The following is a 9,951-nucleotide window of genomic DNA, read 5'->3' as shown; positions in this document are numbered from 1 at the left end:
TCCCGCCGCGGTAACCACCGCCGGAGGAGGAGCCACCACTGGAGCTCCCGCCACGGTAGCCACCACCGGAGGAGGAGCCACCACTGGAGCTCCCGCCGCGGTAACCACCGCCGGAGGAGGAGCCACCACTGGAGCTCCCGCCACGGTAGCCACCACCGGAGGAGGAGCCACCACTGGAGCTCCCGCCACGGTAACCACCACCGGAGGAGGAGCCACCACTGGAGCTCCCGCCGCGGTAACCACCGCCGGAGGAGCCGCCGCGCTGGCCGCCTCCACCACTGGAGCTACCGCTGCGGTAGCCACCGCCGCCGGAGGAGGAGCCGCCGCGGGTGTTACCGCGCCCGCCACCACCGCCGCCGCTGTTCCTGTTGCCGCCACCGTTGCCGTTGCCGCTGCTTCGCATCAAAGTTCCGTCGTCTTGTCGTCTTCATCGGTATCCGGTGCATCCGGATCGAACGACGGAACACCCTCTTGCGTATCGGCTTCGATCGCGTCCGCCTCGGGGAGGAAGGGCGCGAGCTCCGGGAGCTCGTCCAGGCCGCGCAGGCCCATCCGCTCCAGAAAGTAGTTCGTCGTCCTGTACAGGATCGCACCTGTTTCGGGTTCCGTGCCCGCCTCGGCCACCAGACCCCGCTGGAGCAGGGTCCGCATGACCCCGTCGCAGTTCACTCCGCGGACCGCCGAGACCCGCGAACGGCTCACCGGCTGGCGGTACGCGACCACCGCCAGGGTCTCCAGGGCCGCCTGGGTCAGCCGGGCCTGCTGGCCGTCCAGTACGAAGCGCTCGACGGCGTCCGAGTACTCCGCCCGGGTGTAGAACCGCCAGCCGCCGGCGACGAGCCGCAGCTCGAAGCCGCGCCCCTGGACGGTGTACTCGTCGGCCAGCTCGCGCAGGGCGTCCGCGACCTCGCGCGGGGTGCGGTCCAGCACCTTGGCGAGGTGCGCCTCGGTCGCGGGCTCGTCCACGACCATGAGGACGGCCTCCAGGGCGGGCTTCAGCGCGAGCTCGGCCACGTCGCTCATTCCTTGACCTCCACGATCCGGTCGAACTCGTCGGTGACGGTCGGCATCCCGTCGCCGTCCCCGCCGCTCCAGCGGACGGTGAGCGTCCGCAGGGCCTCCTCCTGGTCGAGGACCACCGCCTTCTCGCGGTAGAGCTCCAGGAGGGCCAGGAAGCGCGCGACGACGGTGAGGGTGTCGCCGGCGTCCTCGGTCAGCTCCTGGAAGGTGGCCTCGCCGCGCGCCTTGAGCAGCGCGACCACCACCGCGGCCTGCTCCCGCACACTGACGAGCGGGGCGTGGATGTGGTCGACGTAGACCTGGGGCTCGGCCTTGGGCTGCATGGCCCTGACCGCCAGCCGGGCGAACCCCTCGGCGCCGATGCCGATGACGACCTCGGGCAGGAGCTCGGCGTGCTGGTCCTCCAGGCCGACGGTGCGCGGGTAGCGGCGGCCCTCGCTCTCGGCGCGCTGCTCGAAGATCTCGGCGATCCGTTTGTACGCGCGGTACTGGAGCAGCCGGGCGAAGAGCAGGTCGCGGGCCTCCAGCAGGGCGAGGTCCGCCTCGTCCTCGACCTCTGCGGCGGGCAGCAGACGGGCGGCCTTCAGGTCGAGGAGGGTGGCGGCGACCACGAGGAACTCGGTGGTCTGGTCGAGGTCCCAGTCGGGGCCCATGGCGCGGATGTGCGCCATGAACTCGTCGGTGACCTTGGAGAGGGCCACCTCGGTGACGTCGAGCTTGTGCCGGGAGATCAGCTGGAGCAGCAGATCGAAGGGCCCCTCGAAGTTGGCCAGCCGCAGCGTGAACCGCCCGCTCCCGTCCCGCCCCTCCCCAGGGGCCCCGGGGGAAGCGGAGTGCTCGCCGCCGTCTTCCCGCCCCTCGGCGGGGGGCTCAGCGGGCGCGGGGCCGCCTGCGGGCTCCGGGGCCACCGCGGCCCGCGCGAGCGGCGCAGCGGGAGCGTCAGGGCTTTCGGGGGCCTCGTCCGCCGCGGCGGGAGCGCCCGGGCCGCGGCCCAGGCTCCGGCGGGTCGGGCGGCCGGGTTCGGCGGGAGAGGGCATCGCAGTCCAGGGTGGTACGGATGGGCGGCCGATCGGCCAGGGCCAAGGCTCCCACGAACGCGGAGCCGCCCGGCCAAAGGACCCGCCCGCCCGTCGGACGTCCGGACGGTCAGCGGCCGCGGAGTCTGCGGACCAGGATGCTCGCGTCGCCGCGGGACTCCAGGTCCGCGAGCACGACCGCCACCGCCTCGCGGACGATGCGGCCGCGGTCCACCGCCAGCCCGTGCTCGCCGCGCAGCACCAGCCGCGCGTGCTCCAGGTCCATGAGCTCCTCGGCGGAGACGTAGACCGTGATCTTCTCGTCGTGCCGTTCGCGCCCGCTGGGCCGGCGGTTCGCCCCGCGGCCCTGGCCCTTGCCCCGACGGGGCTCCGGGCTGACAGAACCTTCCTGCGGGCGCCGGGGACCCACCACCGACTCCGCGGCGGCCGCCGCGGCCTCCCGGCTGCGACCCTCGCCCGCCGTGCCCTCAGCCGACGCCGCCGCGTGCTCCCCGGCGGTCGACTCCTCCGGGCCCCGCCTCGGCGAGGACGACTGGAGCGCCATCCCCCCGGTCGTACGGAACAGTTCGTCGGCTCCGGGCAGACTCACTCGGCGGGACACCGGGCGAGCACCTCCCTGGCCAGCTGGCGATAGGCGGCGGCCCCGACGGAGTTGGAGGCGTACGTGGTGATCGGCTCACCGGCGACGGTGGTCTCCGGGAAGCGCACCGTACGGCCGATGACCGTGTGGTAGACGTGGTCGTCGAAGGCCTCGACGACGCGCGCCAGCACCTCGCGGCTGTGCACCGTACGGGAGTCGTACATCGTGGCGAGGATGCCGTCGAGCTCCAGCTCGGGGTTGAGCCGCTCCTGCACCTTCTCGATGGTCTCGGTCAGCAGCGCCACACCGCGCAGTGCGAAGAACTCGCACTCCAGCGGCACGATGACCTTGTGAGCCGCCGTCAGGGCGTTCACGGTCAGCAGGCCGAGCGAGGGCTGACAGTCGATCACGATGTAGTCGTAGTCGGCCATCAGGGGCTTCAGCGCCCGCTGCAGCGTCGACTCTCTCGCGACCTCGCTGACCAGCTGCACCTCGGCGGCGGACAGGTCGATGTTGCTCGGCAGCAGGTCCATGTTGGGGACCGCGGTCTTGAGCAGCACCTCGTCGGCCGACATGCCCCGCTCCATGAGCAGGTTGTAGACCGTCAGGTCGAGTTCCATCGGGTTCACGCCGAGGCCCACGGACAGCGCGCCCTGCGGGTCGAAGTCGACGAGCAGCACGCGGCGCCCGTACTCGGCGAGCGCCGCACCCAGGTTGATGGTCGACGTGGTCTTGCCCACGCCGCCCTTCTGGTTGCACATCGCGATGATCTTCGCCGGACCGTGGTCGGTCAGCGGACCCGGGATCGGGAAGTACGGCAGCGGCCGTCCGGTCGGGCCGATCCGCTCCCGGCGCTGGCGGGCAGCGTCGGGGGCGAGGGTGGCCGCGTACTCGGGGTCGGGCTCGTACTCCGCGTCCGGGTCGTAGAAGTGCCCTTCGGGCACGTTTTCGTAGTCGGCGAAACCCACGGGCTTTTCGCCGCTCAGGTCGCCGGCCCTGGAGTTCACGTCTAGGCCGTCCATGCTCTTTCGGGGCGTCGTCATGTGCTGGTGGTTTGCGAAGGTGCGGACCGCGACGGAGCCGACCGCTTCGAGCCCGCCGGTTCCTTGGCCCCGCTCTGGCGTCCCTGCTCGACCACCTCCGGGAGCAAATGTCGACTCATTCACAAGTCGTCTTACCTCCTCGGACGTGACCAGGACACTTATCGATAGGTCAGCGTGGCACCATGCCGACGGTTGGCGACTCTATGGCGTGTCACCACTCAGCGGCAACACAATCCGTCGGACCGGCAACGATGTGTCGGCAACCGAACACCACTCTGTCAAGGGCGTCCAGGCCGTCACCGCGAAGTTTCGCGGGTGTGCGAAAGGGTTAAAGGGTTACGTTCGAGGCGAGTTGAGCCGCGCCGGCCCGTACCCCGCAAACGCCTCCGGCCGGACCTTGGGGGCAAGGTCCGGCCGGATACGTGAGATTGACGTCAGTCGTTGACGGGGTCTGACCGATCAGCCGAGCAGCGTGCTCAGCTCAAGGGTCGCCAGGCCGTGCGCCTCGGCGACCGGACCGTAAACGACCTGGCCGTCATGGGTGTTGAGGCCCAGCGCGAGCGCGGGGTCACGGCGCAGCGCCTCGACCCAGCCGAGGTTCGCGAGCTGCACGATGTAGGGCAGCGTGGCGTTGGTCAGCGCGTAGGTGGAGGTGTTCGGCACCGCGCCCGGCATGTTGGCGACGCAGTAGAAGACCGAGTTGTGGACCTGGAAGGTCGGCTCGGCGTGGGTGGTCGGACGGGAGTCCTCGAAGCAGCCGCCCTGGTCGATCGCAATGTCGACAAGGACACTTCCGGGCTTCATCTTGGCGACGAGCTCGTTGGTGACCAGCTTCGGGGCCTTCGCACCCGGGATCAGGACGGCGCCGATGACGAGGTCGGCCTCGACGACGGCCTTCTCCAGCTCGTAGGCGTTGGAGACGATCGTCTTGATCTTCGTGCCGAAGATCTTGTCGGCCTCGCGGAGCTTGTTGATGTCGCGGTCCAGCAGGGTCACGTGGAAGCCCATGCCGATGGCGATCTGCGCGGCGTTCCAGCCGGAGACGCCGCCGCCGATGACCACGCACTCGCCGGCGTGGGTGCCGGGGACGCCGCCGGGGAGCACGCCGCGGCCGCCGGCCGAGCGCATCAGGTGGTAGGCGCCGACCTGCGGGGCCAGGCGGCCCGCGACCTCGGACATCGGGGCGAGCAGCGGGAGCGCGCGGTTGGCGAGCTCGACCGTCTCGTACGCGATGGCGGTGGTGCCGGACTCCAGGAGGGCGTCCGTGCACTCGCGGGAGGCCGCGAGGTGCAGGTAGGTGAAGAGGGTCTGGTCCTTGCGGAGGCGGTGGTACTCCTCGGCGATGGGCTCCTTGACCTTCAGCAGCAGGTCGGCGGTCGCCCAGACCTCGTCCGCGGTACCGAGGATCTCGGCGCCGGCGGCGACGTACTCCGCGTCCGTGATCGAGGAGCCGACACCGGCGTTCTGCTCGATGAAGACCTGGTGGCCGCCCCGGACCAGCTCATGCACGCCGGCGGGCGTGATGGCGACCCGGAACTCGTTGTTCTTGACCTCGCGGGGGATGCCGACCTTCATCGTCGATCACGGTCCTTGGCTCAGGGGATTTTTCGGGGCACTTTCATACATACCCGCCCACAAGAACGCGCAACGGGATGCACCACGGGATGTCGTGGTGAAGCCAGTCTAATGAAGGACGACGCGCTGTCTAGCCTTGCAAACCAATAATCTCAGTCGGAACCACTACGGATTTCGCAGGCTGCGGGGTCGTCTCCCAGCAATCTGTCGGCCGCAGACCGGTGCAGCCTTGCGGCGGCCGGGTCGCCCAGCCGGTCGAGGGTGTCGGCGAGGCGCACCTGGAGCGCGGCCTGAAGCCGCAGGTCTTGGGCCCGGCGCGCGAGCTCCACCGCCTCGCGGCAGGTGTGCAGCGATTCCTCGGGCCGCCCGGCGTACTCCTGGATTCGCGCCATTTCGCTCAACGCCTTTGCCTGGCCGGGTACATCGGCCAGTTTCCGGTACCCCGCGGCGGCCGTCCGCCAGCTGCGCAGCGCGTCCCCGTAGCGGCCCGCGTACGTGTGCACGTTGCCGAGCCGTCCGTACAGCCGGGCCTCGTCCGCCCGCTCCCCGCGCGCGAGGGCCTGGGACAGGGCCCGGCCGAACCAGTCGGCGGCCCGGTGCCAGTCCGCGAGCTCCTGGTACGCGCCGCCTACGGATTCCATCGCGCGGCCCGTCGCGTACGGGTCATTCGCCGCCCGTCCCGCGTCCAGCGCGGCCCGGTAGCGCTCCAGTGCCTCCTGGGTCCGGCCGGTCTCGGCGTCCAGGTCGGCCAGGTTCAGCAGGGCCGCGGCCTGCTCCCGGTGCAGGCCGCGGCGCTCGGCCACGTCCAGGACCAGCCGGTGCAGCCCGTACAGCTCGGGAGCGGCTTCGGCGGTGCCGCGGTGCTCCGCGAGGGCCCGTACGAGGGCTGCGACCAGCCGGCGGGCCAGGGTGTCCAGGCCGCCGTCGGCCACGGCCAGTGAGGCGGCCGCCGACAGCGCGGGCAGCCGGGTGTCGAGCCAGGTGGCGGCGGCCCGCCGGTCGGGGAAGCGCAGCGCGCGCGGCAGCCCGTCCAGCCTTTCCCGTACGTCCGCCTCGTCCGCGCCGTTCGCCCCGGCGTCGTCGGGCCGGGCCATGACCCGGCAGGAGTGCAGCAGGCGTACGGTGCGCTCCAGCATCCGGGCCCGGGCCAGCTCGACCTCGGCGGGGCGCTCCTTGGTCTCCAGCAGGGCCTGGAGCAGCGGTACGAGGCAGCCGGGCAGCAGGAAGAGCCCGTCGGAGGCATGGCGCAGGAGGCCCAGCCCGGCGAAGTCCTCCAGGGTGGACTGGGCGGCGGCCACGGAGCAGCCGGCGAGGGCGGAGGCGGTGTGCGAGTCGACGATCCCGGCGGGGGCCAGCGGCAGCAACCGGAGGGTGCGCTGGGCGGGCTGCGGCAGGGACTCGTAGACGAGCCGGAAGCCGCGGCCGAGCGGGCCGGCGGTACCGGGCGGCATGTCGTGGAGCTGCTTGGCCACGTCGGAGACGGCGGCCTTGGGGTGTGCGGCGAGCCAGCCGCACACCAGGGCCAGCGCGGCGGGCTGCCCTCCGCACTCCTCGGCGAGGCCCTCGGCGGCGCGGGGGTCGACGGCGATCCGGGTGTCCCCGATGCGCTGGGCGAGCATCCGGACCCCGGAGGGGGTGTCGAGTCCGCCGAGGGTGCAGGGGCGGACATCCGGAATCCCGGTGAGCGGCCCCTCGGCGGTGATGACGACGAGGCATTCGGGGGTGTCCGGCAGCAGGGCGTCGACCTGGTACGGATCGGCGGCGTCGTCGACGAGCAGGATCGCCTTGCGGTGGGCGAGGGCGGCGCGCAGGGCGGAGCTGAGCTCGTCCTCGGCGGCGCCGGGGGGCGTGGGCTCGCCGAGCCCCTCCAGCAGGGTCCGGATCGCCCGCTCGGTGGTGACGGTCTGTCCGCCGGGGGAGGTGAGGCGGGTGCGCAGGACCCCGTCGGGGTAGTCCTCGCCGACCTCGCGGACGAACGCCTCGGCGAGGGCGGTGCGGCCCGACCCCGGCCGCCCGGCGACGAGCAGTACGCGCGCCCGGGGCGCCTTGGCCTTGCGTCCCGAGAGGGTGTCGAGCCCGGTCCGTGCGATGTCCTCGCGCAGCTCCTTGAGCTCACGCCGCCGCCCGACGAAATCCGTCACGGATCCGCTCCTCTCCCTGCCTTCGGGTTGCGAGCGTAGTTCACGCAGAGCGACGACCCGTGTGGAGCGCGGCGGACACATCGCCCAATCGGATCAGCGGATCGTCACACCACGCTCCCGCGGGCCCGGGAGGAAGGGCCGGACGCCCCCTACGCCTCGTACGGGCGGGCCGGCCACGGGGGCTGGGCCGGGCGCAGGGTGTCCAGACCGCCCGGGGCGGCGAGCGCGGCCGACAGGGCCAGGGCCCCCGTCACCAGGCCCGGGTTGCCCAGCCGGCCCTCCAGGACGCCGCGGACCAGGTCCGCGAGCGGGACGCGGGCGACCTCCATGTCGGCCTCCTCCTCCGAGACCTCGTACCGCGCCCCCTCCGCCTCGGAGAGGCCGCGCGCGAGGAAGATCCGGATCGCCTCGTCGGACCCGCCGGGGGAGGCGAAGAAGTCCACGAGCACCCGCCAGTCCTCCGCCTTGACGTGCGCCTCCTCGTACAGCTCCCGCTGGGCCGCGTGCAGCGGGTTCTCACCGGGTACGTCGAGCAGCCCGGCCGGGAGTTCCCACAGCTTGTGCCGTACGGGGTGCCGGTACTGGCGCAGCACGAGCACGCCGCCGTCCTCGTCGAGCGCGAGCACGCACACCGATCCCGGGTGCACCTGGTAGTCCCGGCGCACCACCGATCCGTCCGGCATGGTCACCTGCTCCGAACGGACCGCCGTCTTCGCGCCCTCGAACGGGGTTCGTGAGGCGATGACCTCCCACGTCTCCCCGCTGTCTGCGATGCCCATGGCCATGACCCGTACCCCGTACCTTCCGAATGCGCGCCAGAAGACGCGTCAGAAACGCGACAGCCGGGGCACGTTCCGTGCCCCGGCCGTCTACGTTATGCGGTCAGACCGTCACTTGGCCTTCGCGGCCTGCTGGCGCTCCACCGCGGCCTTGACCAGGCCCGCGAACAGCGGGTGCGGCCGGGTCGGGCGCGAGCGCAGCTCCGGGTGGGCCTGGGTGGCCACCAGGTAGGGGTGCACCTCGCGCGGGTACTCGACGTACTCGACGAGCTTGTTGTCCGGGGAGGTGCCGGAGAAGACGATGCCCGCCTTCTTCTCCAGCTCGCCGCGGTAGGCGTTGTTGACCTCGTAGCGGTGGCGGTGGCGCTCGTCCACGTACGCCTGGTCGCCGTAGACCTCGCGCACGATCGAGCCCTCGGCGAGCTTCGCCGGGTACATGCCCAGGCGCATGGTGCCGCCCAGGTCGCCCGCGCCCTCGACGAAGGCCAGCTGCTCCTCCATCGTGGAGATCACCGGGTGCGGGGTGGAGGCGTCGAACTCGGTGGAGTTGGCGTCCGCGATGCCCGCCAGGTTGCGCGCGGCCTCGATGACCACGCACTGCAGGCCCAGGCACAGGCCGAGCAGCGGGATCTTGTTCTCGCGGGCGTAGGTGATCGCGCCGACCTTGCCGTTGACACCGCGGTCGCCGAAGCCGCCGGGCACGCAGATCGCGTCCACGTCGCCGAGCACCTCCGCGGCGCCCGCCGGGGTCTTGCAGTCGTCGGAGGTGACCCACTTGATCTCAACGCGGGCCTTGTTGGCGAAGCCGCCGGCGCGCAGCGCCTCGGTCACCGACAGGTACGCGTCCGGCAGGTCGATGTACTTGCCGACGAGCGCGACCTTGACCTCGTGGTCGGGGTTGTGGACGCGGTCCAGCAGGTCCTCCCAGACCCTCCAGTCCACGTCGCGGAACGGCAGGTCGAGCTTGCGCACGACGTACGCGTCGAGGCCCTCGGTGTGCAGCACCTTCGGGATGTCGTAGATCGACTTGGCGTCGATCGCCGCGACGACGGCCGCCTCGTCCACGTCGCACATCAGCGAGATCTTGCGCTTGATGGAGGTGGGGACCTCGCGGTCGGCGCGGAGCACGATCGCGTCGGGCTGGATGCCGATGTTGCGCAGGGCCGCGACCGAGTGCTGGGTCGGCTTGGTCTTCAGCTCGCCGGAGGGACCGATGTAGGGCAACAGCGAGATGTGCACGACGAAGACGTTGTCGCGGCCGACCTCGTGGCGGACCTGGCGGACGGTCTCCAGGAACGGCAGCGACTCGATGTCGCCGACCGTGCCGCCGACCTCGGTGATGACGACGTCGACGTCCTCGGTCGCCATGCGGCGGATGCGGCTCTTGATCTCGTTGGTGATGTGCGGGATGACCTGCACGGTGTCACCGAGGTACTCGCCGCGCCGCTCCTTGGCGATGACCTGCGAGTAGACCTGGCCGGTGGTGACGTTGGCCGAGCCGTCGAGGTCGACGTCGAGGAAGCGCTCGTAGTGGCCGATGTCCAGGTCGGTCTCGGCGCCGTCGTTGGTGACGAACACCTCGCCGTGCTGGAAGGGGTTCATCGTGCCCGGGTCGACGTTCAGGTACGGGTCGAGCTTCTGCATCGTGACCCGCAGGCCGCGCGCCTTGAGCAGCGCACCCAGGCTGGAGGCCGTCAGGCCCTTGCCGAGGGACGAAGCGACACCCCCGGTGACGAAGATGTGCTTGGTCGTCATGGCTGTGCTGTTTCGAAAAGC

8 protein-coding genes are annotated in these 9,951 nt (G+C 71.5%); all 8 read right to left on the bottom strand.

Features of this window, described 5'->3' with window-relative positions; all coding sequences use genetic code 11:
* Positions 1-402: 402 nt before the first annotated feature.
* The 8 genes from scpB to ACIQU4_RS41525 all read right to left on the bottom strand — a co-directional run bounded on the left by scpB (position 403) and on the right by ACIQU4_RS41525 (position 9,930).
* Positions 403-1,023 (bottom strand): SMC-Scp complex subunit ScpB, encoded by a 621-nt coding sequence (gene scpB / locus ACIQU4_RS41560; protein ID WP_403742898.1) that lies wholly within the window; start codon positions 1,021-1,023, stop codon positions 403-405.
* Positions 1,020-2,057 (bottom strand): segregation and condensation protein A, encoded by a 1,038-nt coding sequence (locus ACIQU4_RS41555; RefSeq protein WP_403742895.1) that lies wholly within the window; start codon positions 2,055-2,057, stop codon positions 1,020-1,022. The genes scpB and ACIQU4_RS41555 overlap by 4 nt, the downstream gene beginning before the upstream one ends.
* 109 nt (positions 2,058-2,166) lie before the next feature.
* A complete protein-coding gene (locus ACIQU4_RS41550) occupies positions 2,167-2,658 on the bottom strand; it encodes a hypothetical protein (RefSeq protein ID WP_403742892.1) in 492 nt (163 codons plus the stop codon).
* Positions 2,643-3,680 (bottom strand): ParA family protein, encoded by a 1,038-nt coding sequence (locus ACIQU4_RS41545; protein ID WP_403742890.1) that lies wholly within the window; start codon positions 3,678-3,680, stop codon positions 2,643-2,645. The genes ACIQU4_RS41550 and ACIQU4_RS41545 overlap by 16 nt, the downstream gene beginning before the upstream one ends.
* Positions 3,681-4,139: 459 nt before the next feature.
* A complete protein-coding gene (gene ald, locus ACIQU4_RS41540) occupies positions 4,140-5,255 on the bottom strand; it encodes an alanine dehydrogenase (protein ID WP_403742887.1) in 1,116 nt (371 codons plus the stop codon).
* Between the two features lie 152 nt (positions 5,256-5,407).
* On the bottom strand, positions 5,408-7,477 hold the full coding sequence (locus tag ACIQU4_RS41535; protein WP_403742884.1) for a tetratricopeptide repeat protein: 2,070 nt from the start codon (positions 7,475-7,477) through the stop codon (positions 5,408-5,410).
* A 68-nt stretch (positions 7,478-7,545) separates the two neighbouring features.
* Positions 7,546-8,175: an NUDIX domain-containing protein gene (locus ACIQU4_RS41530; RefSeq protein WP_403742935.1), complete on the bottom strand. Its 630-nt coding sequence runs from the start codon at positions 8,173-8,175 to the stop codon at positions 7,546-7,548.
* A 111-nt stretch (positions 8,176-8,286) separates the two neighbouring features.
* On the bottom strand, positions 8,287-9,930 hold the full coding sequence (locus ACIQU4_RS41525) for a CTP synthase (RefSeq protein WP_403742881.1): 1,644 nt from the start codon (positions 9,928-9,930) through the stop codon (positions 8,287-8,289).
* Between the last annotated feature and the right edge of the window lie 21 nt (positions 9,931-9,951).

Origin of the sequence: Streptomyces sp. NPDC090741 (assembly GCF_044769045.1) — a bacterium.
Classification (GTDB): domain Bacteria; phylum Actinomycetota; class Actinomycetes; order Streptomycetales; family Streptomycetaceae; genus Streptomyces.
The sequence above is the reverse complement of the archived record's forward strand: the minus strand, read 5'-3'. Positions and strand labels throughout refer to the sequence as shown.

Coding starts and splice junctions, on each gene's coding strand:
- ACIQU4_RS41555 (WP_403742895.1), bottom strand. CDS start 2,057: ATGCCCTCTCCCGCCGAACCCGGCCGCCCGACCCGCCGGAGCCTGGGC.
- ACIQU4_RS41530 (WP_403742935.1), bottom strand. CDS start 8,175: ATGGGCATCGCAGACAGCGGGGAGACGTGGGAGGTCATCGCCTCACGA.
- scpB (WP_403742898.1), bottom strand. CDS start 1,023: ATGAGCGACGTGGCCGAGCTCGCGCTGAAGCCCGCCCTGGAGGCCGTC.
- ACIQU4_RS41535 (WP_403742884.1), bottom strand. CDS start 7,477: ATGTGTCCGCCGCGCTCCACACGGGTCGTCGCTCTGCGTGAACTACGC.
- ald (WP_403742887.1), bottom strand. CDS start 5,255: ATGAAGGTCGGCATCCCCCGCGAGGTCAAGAACAACGAGTTCCGGGTC.
- ACIQU4_RS41545 (WP_403742890.1), bottom strand. CDS start 3,680: ATGACGACGCCCCGAAAGAGCATGGACGGCCTAGACGTGAACTCCAGG.
- ACIQU4_RS41525 (WP_403742881.1), bottom strand. CDS start 9,930: ATGACGACCAAGCACATCTTCGTCACCGGGGGTGTCGCTTCGTCCCTC.